The organism is Kribbella sp. NPDC004875, assembly GCF_042873375.1.
Taxonomy (GTDB): Bacteria; Actinomycetota; Actinomycetes; order Propionibacteriales; family Kribbellaceae; genus Kribbella.
Map to the genome: position 1 here is coordinate 263,905 of NZ_JBIALI010000003.1, position 18,089 is coordinate 281,993.

The window sequence follows — 18,089 nt, forward strand, 5'->3', positions numbered from 1 at the left end:
GATCCGGCTGTCGCTGGTCACCGCGAGTTTACCTCTCGGACCACGGCGCCAGGCCGTGTCGCACCAGGTGGACGCCGCACCCGGGTGTCACGCCATGTCATCAGCAGAGCTACTACCGCCACCGCTGCCATCGCGGCGGCCAGCGCGCCGATCCCGGACTGTGCGGTCGAACCGACCAATCCGACCGCCAGGATCGCACCGAGGTAGCGCGACGACTGGAACAGACCGCCGACGACTCCGGTCAGGTGCTCCGGTGTGCGCTCGTACATCAACCGCTGCAGACCGAGGTTGGACAGACCGTACGGAACGCCGAGCACGATGCCTACAGCAACGATCTGCCAGATCTGCGTGTCCGGACCGAACAGCATGACGCCGGCCAGGCCCGCGACGAGCAGCATCGCGCTGACGATCAGTGTCCGGCCGAGGCCGGCCAACTGCATCAGCCGGCTGCCCGCCATGGTCGCCAGCGCACCGAAGGCCGCGATCGGAAAGATCAGCAGTCCCGCATCTCTCGCAGCCAGTCCTCTGACGTTCTGGAACCACAACGGCAGCCCGTAGAAGGCACCGTAGTAGGCCAGGTTGAAGAGGACGAACGTCGCGAGCACGCTCAGCAACCCCGGTGACCGGTGAAGGGCAACCACGTCGACGAACGGCAGCCGTGCGCGGCGCTCGCGCCACAGGAACAACGTGCCGGCGACCAAGACGCCGAGAAGTCCGGGCAGGACGTCGAGATGCGGCAGACCGAGCATCACGTCGAGCAGACAAACGATCGTGGCCGCGAAGGCGAGGACGCCCAGCGGATCGATTGCCGACACCGTCGCACGAAAGCCCGGAGCGACTGTCCGCACGTCCGGTCCCAGCACTGTCAGAGCGACGACGAGAGCGCCGATGGTCAGCGGCAGGTTGATCCAGAACAGCGAGGTCCAGCCGAACGTCGTGGTGAGCACACCGCCGAGCACCGGCCCGACCGCCCCGCTGATCGTGTTCACGGTCGCGACGACACTGAGTCGTCCGCCCTGTCCGTGACGCCGCAAGATCACCAAGGCGGAAGGGAACGAGGTCGAGACACCGATCGCCTGGACGGCTCGGCACAGCACCAGCCAGAGCGGTGACGGCGCGAACGGGGCGAATCCAGCGGCGATCGTGGCGGCGACCATGCCGCAAGCGAACACCCTGCGAGGACCGAACGCATCGGCGATCCGGCCCATGACCGGCTGGGCCACGCCGGCCGTCAGGTAGAAGATCGTGACGAGCCAGCTGGCACCGGCGACAGTCAGTTCGTAGTGCCGTTGGATCGGGGTCAGCGCCACAGCGATCATCGAGGAGTTCAGCGGCGCGAGAAGAGTGCCGCACATCAGCGCGGCCAGGCCGATCCACAGCCGCCGGTTCACGGCGTACCTGAGCCGATCGCGTGGAGCAACAATTTGCCGCGCGCCTGTCCGGCAGCCAGCAACCGCAGCGCGTCCGGCCCGTCGGCCAGCGGGACGACACCGTGCACGAGCGGCTGCAACCGGCGCTCGATCACCCAGTCGAAGATGCGCCGCAGGTTCTCCTCGTGGGTCGCGCGATCGCGCCGGATGAACTCGCCGAGGAAGACACCGACGACCGACGCACCCTTGACCAGCGGGATGTTGAACGCGATGCGAGGGATCTTGCCGGTCGCGAACCCGACCACCAGGTGCCGTCCCTGCCAGCGCAACGCGCGGACAGCGGACTCAGCAACCGGGCCGCCGATCGGGTCGAAGATCACGTCGGCCCCCGCACCTCCGGTTCGATCCCGGATCGCCTCCTTCACCGGCTCGCCGCCGTACGAGAAGCAGTCGTCCGCGCCCCTGGCGAGTGCTGTCTCGGCGCGGTCGCGGGCCGAGGCCGCCGCAATCACCTTTGCCCCGAGCAGCTTCCCCACGTCCACTGCTGCCGAACCGACGCCGCCGCCGGCGCCCAGCACGACGAGCGTCTCCCCCGGTCGCAGATCCGCCCGCTGCACGAGCGCGTGGTACGCCGTGGAATACGCGACCAGAACCGCCGCGGCATCTCGTTGGGATACCCCATCCGGGATGCGTGTGACCCGGTCTGCCCTGACGACGACGGCCTCGCGTGCGCAGCCGTACTCCTCGTTGCCGACAACGCGATCACCGATCGACACTGTGTGTACGCCTGGGCCGATCGCGCTGACGACGCCGGCGTACTCACTGCCTGGTGAGAACGGCGGATCCGGTTTCACGACATGAGTTCCGGCGATCACCAAGGTGTCGTGGAAGTTGAGACCCACGTGGCTGACAGCGACCACGATCTCTCCCTGGCCCGGCACCGGATCCGGGAGCTCCACCAGGTCCAGAACGTCCGGGGTCCCGAGGCGAGGACACACCAAGGCCCTCATCGGACGGCCTGCTCACGTACGGCGCCCGACGACACGAAGGCATCGATCTCCGCCAGGCTGAAGCCCGCCTCGGCAAGCACCGAACGGGTGTGCGCACCCAGCTCGGCCGGCGCTGTCCGCAGTCCGGGCAGCTCCCCGTCGTACCGAATCGGATGGTTGACGACGGTGGCCACCTCGCCCTGGACGGGGATCTGTCCAAGTAACCCCTCGGCGGCAATCTGCGGATCCTGCCGTACGTCGTCGTACCCGGCGACCCGCTCGATCCAGAAGCCGCGCGGTGTGAGCGTCTCGTCCAACTGCTGATAGGTCCAGCCGCGGAGAAGGTCTGCGAGGATCTCGGTGAATTCGGTACGACGACGGCGCCGATCGAGCTGGTCGAATCCCGCCAGCGCATCCGAACCCAGCGCATCCGCGAAGTCGTCCATCGTGCCGCTGAGCGCGATCACCGCGTACCCGTCCTTGAGCTCGTAGACGCCGTAAGGCGCATCGATCGACCAGCATGCGAGCTCGTGGGGCCGCTGGACGTCGGCCGGCGTCTTTCGCCCGGACAGGTACAGGGCGAGCGACTCGGCCTGCAGATCCATTCCCGCACCGAGCAGGCTCGACTCGACTCGAGTCCCTTCACCGGTAGTGAGCTTTCGGACATACGCCGCGAGCACACCCATCGCGAGCAGCGCCGCGCCATGGTGATCGACCACCGGCGTGCCGGCCGCCACGGGCCGGTCGGATTCGCCGGTCACCGATACCATGCCGGTCCGCGCCTGCACGAGAAGATCGACACCGGGCCGCGCAGCCATCGGTCCGCGGCTCCCCCAGCCGGTCGCCGACGCATAGATGATGTCCGGCTTGATCGCCCGGACCGCGTCGTACCCGAACCCGAGCTTCTCCAGTGCGCCCCCGCGATAGTTCTCCATCACCACGTCCGCACGCTCGATCAACGGCCGGAGCACCGCCTGCGCGTCCGGATGCTTCAGGTCGACCGCGATCGACCGCTTGTTCCGATTGACCGCAAGGAACGTGACGCTAACGTCCGCGAGGCGGATCCCGGCGCTGCCGACCTTGCGTTCCCAGGAACCCGACGGCGGCTCGACCTTGACGACGTCGGCGCCGAGGTCGGCGAGGTACTGCGAAGCCGCCGGCCCCTGCACGAAGTGCGAGAAGCTCAGGACTCTCATGCCGTCGATCACGATGGCCTCCGGGATTCGTTCGGGGATCGCCTGCCGAGACCGTAGGGTCGCGACTCCAGCACCCTCAACGCACCCTTCCCACCCACCGGAAACCGCCCGCAGCCCGGGTCCGGCGAGTGCGGGAGAGTGCTGAGCATGAACCAACCTGTTCGGCTCCGGCTCTCGCAGGCCGTGATCAACTGCTCGGTCTCCGGTACCGGTCCACCGGTCCTGCTGTTGCACGGGTGGCCGCAAACGCGCCACGCCTGGCGACACGTCGCTCCGCTGCTCGAGCAGGAGTTCACCGTCGTCGTACCCGACCTGCCCGGCTTCGGCGCGAGCTCGCGCCACCTGCGGGAGTACGACAAGGTGTCGGTCGCGCAGGTCATGCACGAGCTCATGCAACTGCTCGGCTTCGAGACCTTCCACGTAGTGGGACACGATGTCGGCGGCCAGGTCGCGTACCCACTGGCCGCGAAGTTCCCCGACGCGGTGCGAAGCGTCACCCTGGTCGAGGCCGGGATCCCAGGACTCGGCGGTAGCGAGCACGCTGCCAACCCGTTGCTCGGTGGGTCCTGGCACTTCGGGTTCAATATGGTCCCCGACCTGCCCGAGCTGCTCATCACCGGCCGTGAACGTGCGTATCTCGAGTTCATGTTCCGGCGCGACTCGATCGGCCTGTTCGTCACGGACGCGATCGACGACGACGCTCTCGCCCATTACGCCAGGGCGCTGGCGGCGCCGGGCGCTCTACGGGCCGTTATGGGCTACTACCGCAGCCTTCCGATCGACCTGTCCGACAACAAGAGGTTGAGCCGGGACACACCACTGACGATGCCGGTGAACGTGATCGGTGCGAGGTACGGCGTCGGGCTGACCTGGCTCGAATCGGTCGCGCAGGCGGCTGCCGTGGACGTGTCGACGTACCTGGTGGAGCGCAGCGGCCATTATGTCCCCGAGGAGCAGCCGGCAGAGCTCGCCGCCGTACTGGTGACGATCCTGTCGGCGAAAGGTGGCGACAATGTCTGATTTCATGCTGATCCACGGAGCCTGGCACGGCGGCGCACACTGGGGAGCGCTGACCAGCGAACTGGTTGCCCGAGGCCACCAGGTTGTCGCTCCCGACCTTCCAGGGCACGGCATCCGGGCGCGCTTCCCGGCCGCCTATCTGAGTCAGGACGCCGAGCAGCTGGCGACCGAGAGATCGCCGATCGCTGATGTCACGCTGGATGTCGCCGCACAGGCCGTCGTCGACCTGCTCGGGACCTGGCGGCGCCGGCCGATCGTGGTCGCGCACAGCATGGGCGGCGCGATCGTCACGCGCGCAGCGGAACTCGCGCCGGAACTGATCGGTCAGCTCGTGTACGTCGCCGCATTCGTCCCGACGCAGCTCGCCACGGCCGGTGCGTACCTCGCGCTGCCGCAGGCGCGGACAGTGCTCGGCAGTGGCCTATATCTGGGCGATCCCTCGCAGACAGGCGCCGTCCGGATCAACCCCCGATCGATCGACCCCGGCTATCTCGAGGAGTTGCACGACGCCTACTTCGGCGACCTCGGCCGAGAGGAGTTCCTTGCCTACGCCCTCACGTTGACGCCGGACCAGCCGGTCTCCTTCCTGGCGTCCGAGACAGGCGCGACGGCCGCCCGATGGGGCCGGATCCCCCGCGCGTACATCCGCACGTCGAAGGACCGGGCCCTGCCGATCGAGCTCCAGGACGTGATGATCCGGCAAGCAGACGAACTCGCGCCCGCAACCGCCTTCGCCCGGGCCACGATCGACACCGGCCACGCTCCGTTCGGCTCGCGGCCGGCTCAGCTGGCCGACGTACTGGAGTCGCTGATCGTCAGCGATCTCAGCTGACCCGCGACGCCAGATGGTCGAGGGCGATGTCGACGATCATGTCCTCCTGACCCCCGATCAACTGGCGACGCCCGACCTCCGTGAGGATCTCCCGGACATCGACGCCGTACCGCGCGGACGCGGCCTCCGCATGCCGCAGGAAGCTCGAGTAGACACCGGCGAACCCCAGAGTCAGCGTCTCGCGATCGACCTGCACCGGGCGATCCATCAGCGGCCTCACGACCTCGTCGGCCGCGTCCTCGAGCGCAGCCAGATCGCATCGATGCGACCAACCCTGCAGAGTCGCCACGGCGACGAACGGCTCGATCGGGCAGTTGCCGGCACCGGCTCCCAAGCCGGCCAGCGAAGCATCCACCCGGCGAACACCCTCCTCGACCGCCACCACACTGTTCGCCACCGCGAGACTGAGGTTCTGATGCGCGTGGATGCCGATCTCCGTGGCCGGACCGAGAACATCGCGGTATGCCCGAACTCGATCCCGTACGCCGTTCATGGTCAGGTGACCGCCCGAGTCGGTGACATACACACAATGCGCGCCGTACGACTCCATCAATTTCGCCTGCGCCGCCAGATCCGCCGGCGACGCCAGGTGACTCATCATCAGGAATCCCGACACATCCATCCCGAGCTCCCGCGCCGCCGCTATGTGCTGCGCCGAAACGTCCGCTTCGGTGCAGTGTGTCGCCACCCGGACCGACCGAACGCCGAGGTCGAAGGCACGCCGAAGCTCGTGGATCGTGCCGATGCCTGGAAGCAGGAGCGTCGTCAGACGGGCGTTGTCGATGACCTCGGAGGCGGCCTCGATCCACTCCCAGTCCAGATGGCTCCCCGGCCCGTAGTTCAGCGAACCGCCTGCCAGGCCGTCACCATGCGCGACCTCGATCGCGTCAACACCCGCGGCATCGGCCGCGGCGACAATCTGCCGTACGGTCGCCGGATCGATGCGGTGCCGCAAGGCGTGCAGCCCGTCCCGGAGCGTCACGTCCTGTAGATAGAGGTCGGTCATCGGGCAGCCTCCGTGGTGTGGAGCCGGGCCGCGAGCGACTCCGCGGTCCGGAGCGCCGCTGAGGTCATGATGTCCAGGTTCCCCGCGTAGGCCGGGAGGTAGTGCGCAGCACCTTCGACTTCCAGGAAGACACTCACCTGGTGCGTCACCGCCAACGGCGTCAGCGTGTGCAGCGGTTCGTCGGCGGAGAGCGCACGGAACTGGACCCGCTGCTTGAGGCGATAGCCAGGCACGTATGTCGCCACTTCCTGCACCATGGCATCAACCGCGGCGCGAATCGCTTCGTGGTCGGCATCGCCGATCAAGGCGAGCACGGTGTCGCGCATGATCAGGGGTGGCTCGGCCGGATTGAGGACGATGATCGCCTTGCCACGCCGTGCCCCACCGACGGTCTCGATCGCGGCCGCCGTGGTCTCGGTGAACTCGTCGATGTTGGCCCTGGTCCCAGGACCCGCGGAACGGGACGCGATCGATGCCACGATCTCGGCGTACGCGACGGCGGTGACCCGCGAGATCGCGGCCACGATCGGGATGGTTGCCTGACCGCCGCAGGTCACCATGTTCAGGTTGCGCGCGTCGAGGTGCTCGCCGAGATTCACCGGCGGCACGACGTACGGCCCGATGGCAGCCGGAGTCAGGTCGATCAGTCGCTTGCCATACGGTGCGAGCTTGGCCGCGTTGACCTCGTGCGCCTTGGCCGACGTCGCGTCGAAGACGATCGCGATCTCGTCGAAACCGTCCATCGCCAGCAGCCCGTCCACACCGTCGGACGTCGTCGGCACCCCGAACCTCGCGGCCCGGGCGAGACCGTCGGACGCAGGATCGATGCCGACCATGGCGGCAAGCTCGAGCGTCGTCGACAAGCGCCGGATCTTGATCATCAGATCGGTCCCGATATTGCCCGAGCCGATCACCGCCACCTTCGTCCGGCTCATGGCTGTCCTTCCGCTTCGCACGCCGGTACACCGATTCGCACCGCCACCGATCCGAGCGGGTCGATCTGGGCACGAATCTCGTTGCCCAGGGCCACCGGAACCATCGGGCCGAGCGCACCCGACAGCACGACTTGGCCGGCCCTGAGCGGATCGCCAGTGCGATCGGCGAGCCGGGCAAGCCAGAGCAACGCCGCCAGCGGATCACCGAGACAGGCCGAACCGTCCCCCGTTGACACCACAGCCCCATCGATCGCCATCGTCATCTTCACGTCCTTCGGCTCGACCTGGTCCAGCGAGCGCGGCTCCGAGCCCAGGACATAGAGCCCGCTCGAGCCGTTGTCCGCCACCGTGTCGACGATCGTGATATCCCAATCGGCAATCCGGCTGTCGACGATCTCCAACGCCGGTAGTACGGCGGCCACCGCCGCCCGCACCTCAGCCGGACCGATGTCGCCACGGAGATCCTCGGCGAGAACGAAGGCGACCTCCGCCTCGATCCGCGGTTGCAACAACCGATCCGTGGGAACTGTCGCGCCATCGACGTAGGCCATGTCATCGAACAGCACGCCGTAGTCCGGCTGGTCGACGCCGAGTTGACGTTGCACGGCGTCCGACGTCAACCCGATCTTGCGGCCGACGACACGTGCGTTTTCCGTGGTCCGGCGCCGTACCAGCTCCTGCTGGACTCGATAGGCGTCGTCGATGCCGGTCAGCAGATCGCGAACCGGAGCGACCGGCCGGCTGCGGTTGGTTGCCTCGCACAACCTGTCTGCGGCCAAGTTGATAGTTAGCTCGCTGGTCATGGCACCCTTCTCGGAGGTTGGTCCGCCCCAGCGTCCCCGGCCAACATCGCGCCGCGCGAGCAGTCGTTCCCGGTGACCGGGAACGACTGACTTACCGCAGGGATCCCGCTGAGCGGATCACCCGCCCACGGCTTCGGCCACCGTGCAGTCCCAGATGCTCGTCTTCGGCGCGGACGGCGAAGCGCCGATCACGGGCACCTCCTCGCTGATCGTTTCCGCGGTGGAGGACCGCATCGCGGTCGACGGCGCCGGCCTTCTCTTCCGCGAGCGGGCACGCGTCTTCCAACGGCCTTCAGTCTGCCGATCAGGCCGGTCCGCCCACATCAAGCGCGCGACTGGCTCACCCCGGCCGAAAATGCTCGGCCACTATGGCTCCCCGGGGCGGGGCGGGTCGACGAGCGAACAACCTGGGCGTCGGGGAACCTCAAGGTGTCGGCCCGGTATAGCTCATCCAGAAGTCGATGGCCCGAGGTCGCGGGCGGGGTCTCATGGCGCTGTCCGCGCCAAGCTCCATGACGCGCTGAGGGGCCTGGCCCACCGTCGACCAGGCCGGCAGGCCACCCCCGTTCGGATCCCCGGTAGCGACGAAGTTCAGCCAGTAGCCGCGCATCAGGTCACGCAGTCGGTAGTCGGTCGGGCCGTAGTCGGCGTCGCCGTCCTTGCCGAGATTGTCGTAGGCGTACATCACCTCTGCGCCGTGATAGGCGCCGTACTTCTCCAGGCCCTCCTCGGGAGGTGTGTGCGTGAAGAAGTACAGGTATGCCGGAGCCCGGCCGCTCTGCGTCTGGAGGTGTGCCCAGCGGTGCATCGCCCGGGTCATGACCTGATCCGTCTGAGAGTGCAGGAGCGAGTTGAGGACCTGTTCCTCGGTCGCACCGGGGTACAGCTCGAGGAACTGCCGGGCGTCGTCGCCGTATTTCTCCCGAACTGACGTCTGGTAGGCGTCCACGTCCGTGTTCGGCGGGCGGGCCAGTGCCAGGGAGCTCTCGTTCGCGTTGCTCCCGACGAGCAGGGGTACGTCGAGCTGGGCACCGCTGGCGTAGATCTCCGCGGGTGACCGATCCAGCAGGTGACCGTCGATCGAGGGCCGCCAGTGCGGGCCGACCGCCGCGGCCGCCTTCGTGATCTGGTCGACGGGCATGCGCCGCATCTCGTTGATCGTGGGACCGCCCAGCTCCCGCACCAGCCGCCGGCCGGCCGCCTCGGCCACCGCCCGGGTGTCGGCCTGGTCGCCGTCCTCGGTGTTCCCGGTGGTCCCCATGCAGGCCCCGCTGGCGCCGATGATGCCGTCAAGGAGCCCTTCTGCCAGCGGTGTCGCGCCCAGGAGGCAGACGCTCTCACCGCCTGCCGACTCACCGGCGACCGTGACCCGGTCAGGGTCCCCACCGAAGCCGGCGATGTTGTGACGGAGCCAGTCCAGGGCGGCGATCTGGTCCAGGATCCCGTAGTTGCCCGAGGCACGGTACCCGGACTCGGCGGCCAGCTCGGGATGGGAGAGGAAACCCAGCACACCTAGCCGGTAGTTGATCGTGACCTCGATGACCTCACCGCTGGAGGCTAGTGCCTCGCCGTCGTACAGCGGCAAGGCGCCTGAACCTGTAGCGAAGCCGCCACCCGGTATGTACACCAGCACCGGCAGCTTGTTCGAGGTTGGTGTCGTAGCGCGCCAGATGTTGAGGTACAGGCTGTCCTCGCTGACCGGGTACGGGTTCAGGAGTGTGTTCTCCAGCGGCACATCGACGACCTGGGACAAAGCGCGGGTGAAGAACGTGGAAGTGCCCTGTACCGGCGCGGCGGAGAACCGGTCCGCGGTCAGCACTCCGGTGCGCCGCGCAGGTGGCTGCGGCGCTCGCCACCGCAAGTCCCCCACGGGTGGCAGTGCGTACGGGATGCCCGCGAAGATCTCGACCGTACCGGCGTCGTTGCGCACACCCGTCACCGGTCCCTCGCGCGTCGCGACGGCCTGCGTGGGGCGCGGATCGTCGCCACCGGCGATGCGTATCTGTGGCGCCGGGTAGGCCAGCACCGCAGCACCACTGAGCACGGCCGCCGCAACGAGCCACCCGCCCACTCCGAACAGGACGCCGCGTCGCGCCCAGCACGGCGCGACCACGACGAACGCGGCAAACAGCCCCGCGAGCTGGCTCCAGCCCCACCCTGGGCTGCGGTTGAGCCACAGCAGCACCGAGACGAGGATCGCCAGGAGAACCGACGGCACCCACAACCACACGGAACGCCAAGGCGCGTTCCGGCGCGGCGCGACCGTTCGAGGCCCGCTTCGGCCCTTTGCCTTCGCGCCACTTTCCTCGCCAGGTCGGCCGACGGTCATTCGGCCTCGATTAGGGTGACCAGGCCACTCGCGGCCAGGGCGAGCAGGGCTGCCCACAGCATGATCGCGATCACCTGCCAGAGGATGACCCAGCGCTTGCTCACGCCCGTGGCGACCAGCGTCGCGGCGGTGAAATGAGTCCCCAAAGCCAAGGGACCCAGGAGGCTGGCACCGGGGACACCGAACCGGACCAGCCACCGGCGCAGTCGCTTGTGACCCCTGGATTGCTTCTCGACTCGCTCGCTCTCCCGTGTGTGCCCGTCCGTCGCACCGGCTGCGGCGCCAGGCGACTCCGTCGAGAGCGCGGTGGAAACCGTTGTCGTGGTGCGGTGGGTACGGCGCGCCAGCGCGGCCGTGCGGACCCGGGAACTGAGCAGAACGACCAGGACCACGGCGATGATGTTGCCTGCCGCGCCCGACATGGCGGCCACCACGGGGTGAATGCCCGCGAAGACGCCCAGTGCCGCTGATCCCTCGCCCTCGATGTACGGGATCGCACCGGCGACCCCAACGATGATGGGCTGGACGAACTCGGGTACTTGTCCGACGAAGTCCCCTAACCACTCGTAGGGGTTCGAACCTGACATGGGGTTTCGCTTCCTGTCTGAGACGTGGTCGGCATGCTCGAGCGCCGAGGGCGGTCGGATCCGGCCTCGCGGGAGTCGGCCGTTGGCGGCCCCGGCACAGCCGGGCGGGGGCTGGCGCCGTTGAGTATGCGGCGCCCTGCCCGTCCGGGCGAGGCGCCGCATACGTCGGGCTCACGTGGCTTAGCCCCGGGGGTCAGCCCGCGAGCTGCTTCTTCAGGGCCTCGACATCGTGGACGTTCGACATCTGGACGAACTTTCCGTCGTGGACCTTGTACATGGCGATCTCATCGATCTCGATCTGAGCGCCTGTGGGAGCCACCCCGAGCCATTCCTTGGTGGGGGTGCCGTGGTTGACCGAGTGGCACGACAGGGTCTCACCTTCGGCGTCGATCACGACCTCCTTGATCTCCCAACGGATGTCGGGAACCGCGTCGGCAATGCCCTTGAGCGCCGCGACGACGTCGGCCCGGGTGGCCGGCCGGCCGTGCGAGAGGATCGACTCGGCGACGAACTCGTCCATGCGGTCGAACTCGTGCGCGTTGAGCGCCTCGGTGTAGCGGTCGTAGAACTCTCGGATGGTGAAGTCGGACATGACTTGCCTTTCTCGCCCGGGTGTCCCGGGGCTGAGGTCGTGTACTCATGGTTCGCCTGCACCATCGATCATTCAGGAGGCCTGGGATACTATCCATAAGGAAGAGTCCGGACTTCTTTACGTATCGTCCAGGAGGATGGTGTGGTGCTCGGCTTTCGGGATCCAGTGGCCGATGCGATCGGCCTGCTCCGGCCCCGTACGGTGATCGGGCCCAGCGTCCGCGCTGTGGGCGAGTGGGCGTTGCGGTTCGACACGTTCCCGCACGTGCGGATCGGGGGCCTCGTCAGCGGTACCTGCTGGCTCGTCCTCGACGGGCACGAGCCAGTGCTCCTGCAGCAGGGTGACACGTTCATGCTGGGCAACCCTCCGCCGTACGTCCTGGCCAGCACGCTCGACGCGACCCCGCGCCCCGCGGCGCCGGTGTTGGCCGCCGCCGAAGACGGGCTCGTGCAGATCGGCCCGGCCTCTGAGGGGGACCTCTATCTCTGCGTCGGGCACATCGCGTTCGACGACCAGAACGCTGCCCTCCTGACCGATCTCCTGCTGCCGCTCGTGATTGTCCGCGAGGCCGATCCTCATGGCCTGCAGCTCGCGCAACTGATCAATCTCCTGGCCGACGAGGTCGGGGTCACCGCAGCGGGCGGCCCGCTGGTGCAGAACCACCTCGCACAGATCCTGCTCGTGCACATGCTGCGCGCTCACGCCGCCCAGACCGACCGGCCCACCGGCTGGCTGGGCGCCCTGAACGAGGATGGCATCGGCGCCGCCCTGCGTGCCGTACATGCGGACGTGGCGCATCCCTGGAGCCTCAACGAGCTCGCGGAGCTCAGTCACATGTCACGGTCCGCCTTTGCCCAGGCCTTCAAGAGCCACGTCGGGGTCCCACCCCTGGAGTACCTGATCCAGTGGCGAATGAGTCTGGCCCGCGACGCCCTCGCCCGCGACACGTTGTCGATCTCCGAGCTCGCACGGGCCACCGGCTACCTGTCCGAGAGCGCCTTCAGTACTGCGTTCCGCCGCGTGGTCGGCGCGTCGCCCGCACAGTTCCGGAACCAGGCACGGCAGGCAGGTCGAGCGCCGGCTGATACGACGGTTCTTCACCCGTCGGACGAGCCTGGTGCCGACTCTCGCGACGACTTGCGCGGCCGGGAACTTTCGGGCGCGAGCCAGCCGCGCGCTTGAGGCAGGAGGAGGCCCTGGTCGGCAGAGTGCAGTCCGCAGAACGTGTACCGGCCGGAGGCTGGCGTGACCTCCTGTCCGAATGCAGCTACGAGAGGAACGCCTTCAGCGCGGTGTTGACCTCGTCCGCGTGAGTCCAGAGGAGGCCGTGCGGGGCGCCCTCGATCTCGACGTACTCTGCCTCGGGGAACGCGGCGTGGAAGCGGCGTCCGGTGGCATCGATGGGAAGGATGTTGTCCTTGGTGCCGTGCAGGATCAGCGTCGGCTTGCCACTGCCGCGCACCGCCTCGATGTCACCGCGGAAGTCTTCGATCCACGACGGGACGACGGCGTACGCGGCCACCGGGGCGCTGCTGATCGCGACATTCCAGCTGCCGTCGACGACCGCCTGACTGATGCGCGAGCCAAGGTTCTCGTCGAGGTTGTAGAAGTCCGCGAAGAACTGCGTGAACCATGCATACCGGTCGCTCTTCGCCGCTGCCGCGATACCGTCGAAGACTTTCTGCGGCACGCCGTCGGGATTGTCGTCCTGTGCGACGAGGAACGGTTCCAGCGACGCGAGGAACGCGAGCTTCGCCACTCGCTCGTGACCGTAGCGTGCTACGTAACGGGCGAGTTCCCCGGTGCCCATGGAGAAGCCGACCAGTACGACATCACGGAGGTCCAGGGTCTCCAGGACCGTGTTCAAATCCGCGGCGAACGTGTCGTAGTCGTAGCCGGAGGCAACCTTCGACGACTGTCCGAACCCACGACGGTCATACGTGATCACCCGATATCCCGCAGCAAGGAGTTCGCGCGTCTGACGCTCCCAGCTGTGCCCGTTCAACGGATACCCGTGGATCAGGACGACGGGCTGACCCGACCCCTGGTCCTCGTAGTACAACTCGATCGCGGTGCTGTTCTCTTCACCGACGGCGATGTAGCCCATGATCTCTTCCTTTCGTGGCCGACCGGCCCGCTGCCGGTCGCTTGCCGCGAGTTGACGTTGTGTGGTTGGAACGTGCCGGGTCGAGGTTCGCGTCGGAACTCGCGGCTCAGAAACGGTGCATCTTGTGCGGTTCAGACGCTTCGGACGTTGGCGGCGACGGCCTTCCCGATCGGAGTCGTACCGCGATTCAGCTCGAGGATCTGGCACGAGATCCGCGGCTCGCAGAGCAGTTCGGCCAACGTGTCGGCGACATCCTCTCGGGCGATGTCGTCGTGCACTTCCGCAGGACCCAGCGAGATCGTCCCAACTCCCGGGTCGTCCAGCAGGAGGGAGGGTCTCAAGATCAACCAGTCGAGCCCGCTGCGCGTGACCGCCACGTCCGCAGCCTTCTTGACCGCGAAGTAGTGCTCGACCTCTTCGCCCAGGGCGCGCTCACGCCACGATTCAGGGAAGACCGACACCAGCGCGAATCGTCTGACACCCGCCTGTTCGGCCGCCTTCAGGGCGGTCGAGACCCCGTTGCCGTCGATCGTGTCGGTGATGTCACGTGCACCGCCGTTGGATCCTGCGGTGTACACGATGACGTCAGAGCCTTCGACGGCCCGCGCCAGCTCGTCAACCGACATCGTGCCCAGGTTGCCAACCGTGGCCTCGACACCCTTCGACTGAAGATCGGCCTGCTGGTTCGCACCACGGACGAGCCCACGGACGACGACACCGCGGTCACGCAGCCGGTCGGCGAGCAGACCACCGATCGCGCCGCTCATCCCGATGATGAACACTTGCATTCACGTGGCCTCTGCTACTGCTTCTTCGGCCAGTGCGATGTCGGCGGGTGTCGGCCGGCGGAACACACCACCCTTGGCGACGAATTCATCGCCGTGCTTGCTCAGGTGGCGAGCGAACAGCGGGCACACAGGCACGACGGTGAGGTTCTTGCGAATGCTGTCTGTCAGCGCCTCGCGTACCAGTAGCCCGGCCAGACCCCGTCCACCGAACTCCGGGTCTACCTCGGTGTGAAAGAAGATGCGGTCACCGCCGGGAGAATCGACGAAGTCTGCCCTGCCGACAGGCGATTTCTCGGCAAGGTTCACCGTGTAGGAGCTGATCGGGCGATCTACAACGAGTCTGACCGTCACGGAGGCACCGTTGTTGTCGATCAATTCCTCAGTCACCTGGCTGTCCTTTTCGTGGGCCGCTGTCGCGGTTTGGGCCAACGTTCGTCATGCTTCTCCTCGCCACGGCTGTGTCCGGCGCCGAGGTACGCCGACCCCGACCGGACCCGGCCAAGCTCGACCGGACCCGACCAGGCACGCCGCAGCCTCTCCCGTGGCGTGACACGACGCTACGGCAACTGCCTGAGGGGCGTCCAAGACTTGTCCCGACGCCGGACGATAGGACCTGTCTATCGATCAGCCGGTTCGGAAGCGGCTACCCTGCGGTTCAGACGCCGACCACCCAGCCGCGCGGGGAACCACGACACAGCGCGTTTGCATCTGCCCCTACGGCACAGTGTCCACTCGTCGGTGGATCCATCGATCCACCCTCGAGAAAGGAACGCTCCTCGTGCGCACATCGGAATCCGGCAGCCCCACAGGACAGGTACCGACCGTCGCAAGTGTTGACAGTTCGCGCCCGTTCGGCGCGCACCTGCAGATGAGTTGGTGTAAACCGTTCGTCGTCATCATCGTGCCGGCCTGGTGATGGTCGTGCTCCAGATCGTCTTCTACCAGGTCGTCGGCGTCATCGAGGGCTCCGACGACCCGATGTCGGCCACCTTCACGCCGCTGAAGTTCCTCGCGATCAACCTGAGCGTGGGAATGGCGGGCGTACTGGCGATCCTGCTGCTCGCCTCGCTGGCCAAGGTGCCGTGGCGCAGCCTGATCAGCGCACCGCGGACATTCGACGGCCGACGTCTCGCGCAGTATCTGCTCGGCGCCGCCGTGCTGGTGGGTACCGGCATCGGCGTCGTGGCGCTTGTCGCACCCGAGTCTCCGGGATGGGTGGCGTTCGGGGTCTCCGGTACGACGATCCTCATGCTGGTGGTCACGCTCCTGAGCACCCCCATCCAATCGGTCGGCGAGGAGTTGATGTTCCGCAGCACAGTGCTCCCAGCCGCCGCGTCCTGGGTCCGCGCGGTTCGCCCTGCGCTGGCCGTCGGTCTGGTGGTCTCCAGCGTTGCCTTCGCGGTCGTCCACGGCTCCAGCGACCCTTGGCTGTTCGGCTACTACACCTTCATCGGCGTCGCCACGGGACTGGTGGCGATCATCAGCCACGGCATCGAGGCGTCGGCAGCATTCCACATCGCCAACAACGTCCTGTTCTCGAGCGTCAACACCCTGATGGCGGACGGCAAGGGCTACACGATCGACCGATCCAGCGACACCGGCGACGCATCCCTGCTGATCCTCGCCGCTGTCAACGTCGCAATGGTCGCCCTGGTCTGGATGCGTGAGCGCCGCGCACGCGTTAAGGGCTAGAAGGTATGACGTGACGACGACGGCGTCACGTCATACCGTCCAGCCCCACCGAGGAAGGGAGGCACCATGACGTGGAGCACGCGCGAGATCGCCGAGCTGTCGGGCACGACAGTGAAGACGGTGCGCTACTACCACGAGATCGGACTGCTCGACGAGCCCGACCGCGAACCCAACGGATACAACAAGAGCTACGAGGTGCACCACCTGACGCGACTGTTACAGATCAAGCGGCTGACGGGCCTGGGGCTGTCGCTGGCGCAGGTCGCGGAGCTGGGAACAGCCGCCGACGGACACCACTCCGTCTTCCGGGAGATCGACGCCGAACTGGAGGCGACGGTTCAACGGATCCAGAGCATCCGGCGAGAGCTGGCCACACTGTCCCAGCACGGCGCGACGCCCGACGTGCCCACCACCTTCCACGACGTCGCGCAGCCCCTACGCGACAACGACCGCGCGCTCCTGACGATCTACGCACAACTGTTCTCCGAGGAGTCCATGGCCGCTTTGCGGCAGCTCCTCGAGGCCAATCCCCACGAGGCCCTCGACGAAGCATTTCGCGACCTTCCAGCGGACGCGGACGAGGCGACGCGACAAGCGCTCGCTGAACGGATGGCACCGTTCGTCGGCGCCAACGGGTCGCTGACGCTGGAGCCCAAGGCCGCGACCGCTCACCAGGCCGAGGCGGCGAGGCACGCCGTTGGCCAGGCCCTGCGGGCGCTCTACAACTCGGCTCAACTGGATGTGTTGAAGCGAGCGCACGAGCTCAGTTCGGGGTAACTCGGGTAGTGCCGCTCGCCTGGTTCGCCACAAGCGCGCCCCGCACATCGTCGCTCCTGTCACGCGATGGGACTGCCCAGCCATTCGTGGCGTTCGGCGCAGCGTCGCGCTGTGGCCAGCACACTCGCGATCGCAGGTGACGGATCGTTCGTCGGCCACAGGATCGACAGGTCTGCCGCGATCGGCGGATCGACGACGTCGCGAACGGTGAGGGTGGTGCCGAGCTTCGCGGCGTGCTCCGCGAACGACGCGGGAGCCAGGCCAACCTCGCGGCCGCCGGAGAGCCGGGCGAGCATGGCGTTGACCGGTGGGTCCTCGAAAGCGCAGATCTGAGGTGCGAAGCCCGCCTCCTGGCACGCGGCGACGATGCCGTCGTAGTACGCCGGAGCGAGTCGGCGTGGGAAGAGCAGCAGCGTCTCGTCGCGGAGGTCCTTCAATGGGATCTTCGGCGTCTCGCTGAGGCGGTGGCGCGTGCTCAGCAGCGCGGAGACAACCTCCCGGCGCAGGATCTCACTGTCCACGCCGTCGAAGGCCGGCGGGGACAGAGCGAGGCCGATGTCCAGGTCACCGGCGCAGAGCCGCTCGGGGATCTCGGCGCTGAAGATCTCTCGAGCATCGATCACGAAGTCAGGATGCGCCTCCTGGAGAGCGTCCAAGAGCACGGCGAACGTGCCGAAACTCGCGACCGGGGTATAGCCCAACCGGATCGTGGTCGCGGACCCCGCTCCGGCCAGGCGAGTGAGCTCCACAGCTTTTTCCAGCGCGGCCAGCGCTGCCGGCGCCTCCTTCAGCAGCGTCCGGCCCGCAGCGGTGAGCTGAACCCAACGACTGGAGCGCACGAACAGCGGCGTACCGAGGGTTCCCTCGAGCTTGCGGATCTGATGGCTCAAGGACGGCTGGGAGATGTAGAGGCGCATGGCTGCGCGACCGAAGTGAAGCTCCTCGGCCACGGCGAGGAAGTAGCGCAGGAGGCGGGGGTTGATATCGATAGACAGATCTTATCGTCCGGCCTCAGGACAAGTCTTGGACGCCTGCCAGGTGGTCGCCATAGCGTCGTTACACGCCA

18 protein-coding genes are annotated in these 18,089 nt (G+C 67.4%); 5 read left to right on the forward strand and 13 right to left on the reverse strand.

The genetic code is table 11. The features are described 5' to 3' along the window. Positions 1–17: 17 nt before the first annotated feature. The 3 genes from ACFYRH_RS18430 to ACFYRH_RS18440 are packed head-to-tail and all read right to left on the reverse strand — an operon-like array spanning position 18 to position 3,555. Positions 18–1,391, reverse strand: coding sequence for an MFS transporter (locus tag ACFYRH_RS18430; RefSeq protein WP_387776016.1), 1,374 nt, complete (start codon positions 1,389–1,391; stop codon positions 18–20). Continuing rightward, positions 1,388–2,380: an NADPH:quinone oxidoreductase family protein gene (locus ACFYRH_RS18435; protein WP_387776019.1), complete on the reverse strand. Its 993-nt coding sequence runs from the start codon at positions 2,378–2,380 to the stop codon at positions 1,388–1,390. The genes ACFYRH_RS18430 and ACFYRH_RS18435 overlap by 4 nt, the downstream gene beginning before the upstream one ends. Then, positions 2,377–3,555, reverse strand: coding sequence for a CaiB/BaiF CoA transferase family protein (locus tag ACFYRH_RS18440; protein WP_387776022.1), 1,179 nt, complete (start codon positions 3,553–3,555; stop codon positions 2,377–2,379). The genes ACFYRH_RS18435 and ACFYRH_RS18440 overlap by 4 nt, the downstream gene beginning before the upstream one ends. 147 nt (positions 3,556–3,702) lie before the next feature. Between ACFYRH_RS18440 and ACFYRH_RS18445 the strand changes: the two genes are divergently transcribed. Together ACFYRH_RS18445 and ACFYRH_RS18450 are read left to right on the forward strand one after the other, a co-directional pair. After that, positions 3,703–4,575, forward strand: a complete 873-nt coding sequence (locus ACFYRH_RS18445) for an alpha/beta fold hydrolase (RefSeq protein ID WP_387776025.1) — start codon at positions 3,703–3,705, stop codon at positions 4,573–4,575. Then, positions 4,568–5,407 carry an alpha/beta hydrolase gene (locus ACFYRH_RS18450; RefSeq protein ID WP_387776028.1) on the forward strand — a complete coding sequence of 280 codons (840 nt, stop codon included), beginning with the start codon at positions 4,568–4,570 and terminating at the stop codon, positions 5,405–5,407. Before ACFYRH_RS18445 ends, ACFYRH_RS18450 begins: the two co-directional genes overlap by 8 nt. On the opposite strand, the gene dmpG is transcribed toward ACFYRH_RS18450, so the two are convergent. The 6 genes from dmpG to ACFYRH_RS18480 all read right to left on the reverse strand — a co-directional run bounded on the left by dmpG (position 5,400) and on the right by ACFYRH_RS18480 (position 11,659). After that, a complete protein-coding gene (gene dmpG / locus ACFYRH_RS18455) occupies positions 5,400–6,413 on the reverse strand; it encodes a 4-hydroxy-2-oxovalerate aldolase (RefSeq protein WP_387776031.1) in 1,014 nt (337 codons plus the stop codon). The genes ACFYRH_RS18450 and dmpG overlap by 8 nt on opposite strands. Next, a complete protein-coding gene (locus ACFYRH_RS18460; protein WP_387776034.1) occupies positions 6,410–7,348 on the reverse strand; it encodes an acetaldehyde dehydrogenase (acetylating) in 939 nt (312 codons plus the stop codon). The genes dmpG and ACFYRH_RS18460 overlap by 4 nt, the downstream gene beginning before the upstream one ends. After that, a complete protein-coding gene (locus tag ACFYRH_RS18465) occupies positions 7,345–8,151 on the reverse strand; it encodes a 2-keto-4-pentenoate hydratase (protein WP_387776037.1) in 807 nt (268 codons plus the stop codon). Before ACFYRH_RS18465 ends, ACFYRH_RS18460 begins: the two co-directional genes overlap by 4 nt. 424 nt (positions 8,152–8,575) lie before the next feature. Then, complete coding sequence (locus ACFYRH_RS18470; protein ID WP_387776040.1) at positions 8,576–10,369, reverse strand: carboxylesterase/lipase family protein; 1,794 nt, start codon at positions 10,367–10,369, stop codon at positions 8,576–8,578. 107 nt (positions 10,370–10,476) lie between these two features. Continuing rightward, positions 10,477–11,067 carry a hypothetical protein gene (locus tag ACFYRH_RS18475; RefSeq protein WP_387776043.1) on the reverse strand — a complete coding sequence of 197 codons (591 nt, stop codon included), beginning with the start codon at positions 11,065–11,067 and terminating at the stop codon, positions 10,477–10,479. A 193-nt stretch (positions 11,068–11,260) separates the two neighbouring features. Next, a complete protein-coding gene (locus ACFYRH_RS18480; RefSeq protein WP_387776046.1) occupies positions 11,261–11,659 on the reverse strand; it encodes an ester cyclase in 399 nt (132 codons plus the stop codon). A 141-nt stretch (positions 11,660–11,800) separates the two neighbouring features. On the opposite strand from ACFYRH_RS18480, the gene ACFYRH_RS18485 reads away from it, so the two are divergent. Beyond that, on the forward strand, positions 11,801–12,841 hold the full coding sequence (locus ACFYRH_RS18485; RefSeq protein WP_387776049.1) for an AraC family transcriptional regulator: 1,041 nt from the start codon (positions 11,801–11,803) through the stop codon (positions 12,839–12,841). An 85-nt stretch (positions 12,842–12,926) separates the two neighbouring features. Here ACFYRH_RS18485 and ACFYRH_RS18490 read toward each other — a convergent pair whose 3' ends face one another. The 3 genes from ACFYRH_RS18490 to ACFYRH_RS18500 form a co-directional block, all read right to left on the reverse strand. Continuing rightward, positions 12,927–13,766, reverse strand: coding sequence for an alpha/beta fold hydrolase (locus ACFYRH_RS18490; RefSeq protein ID WP_387776052.1), 840 nt, complete (start codon positions 13,764–13,766; stop codon positions 12,927–12,929). Positions 13,767–13,897: 131 nt separating this feature from the next. Next, positions 13,898–14,554, reverse strand: coding sequence for an NAD(P)-binding oxidoreductase (locus ACFYRH_RS18495; protein ID WP_387776055.1), 657 nt, complete (start codon positions 14,552–14,554; stop codon positions 13,898–13,900). Then, positions 14,555–14,941, reverse strand: coding sequence for a GNAT family N-acetyltransferase (locus ACFYRH_RS18500; protein WP_387776058.1), 387 nt, complete (start codon positions 14,939–14,941; stop codon positions 14,555–14,557). It abuts the gene before it with no gap. Between the two features lie 528 nt (positions 14,942–15,469). On the opposite strand from ACFYRH_RS18500, the gene ACFYRH_RS18505 reads away from it, so the two are divergent. Further along, positions 15,470–16,246, forward strand: coding sequence for a CPBP family intramembrane glutamic endopeptidase (locus ACFYRH_RS18505; RefSeq protein ID WP_387778292.1), 777 nt, complete (start codon positions 15,470–15,472; stop codon positions 16,244–16,246). 66 nt (positions 16,247–16,312) lie between these two features. Beyond that, positions 16,313–17,023 carry a MerR family transcriptional regulator gene (locus tag ACFYRH_RS18510; protein WP_387776061.1) on the forward strand — a complete coding sequence of 237 codons (711 nt, stop codon included), beginning with the start codon at positions 16,313–16,315 and terminating at the stop codon, positions 17,021–17,023. A 59-nt stretch (positions 17,024–17,082) separates the two neighbouring features. On the opposite strand, the gene ACFYRH_RS18515 is transcribed toward ACFYRH_RS18510, so the two are convergent. Then, a complete protein-coding gene (locus tag ACFYRH_RS18515) occupies positions 17,083–18,018 on the reverse strand; it encodes a LysR substrate-binding domain-containing protein (RefSeq protein WP_387778295.1) in 936 nt (311 codons plus the stop codon). Between the last annotated feature and the right edge of the window lie 71 nt (positions 18,019–18,089).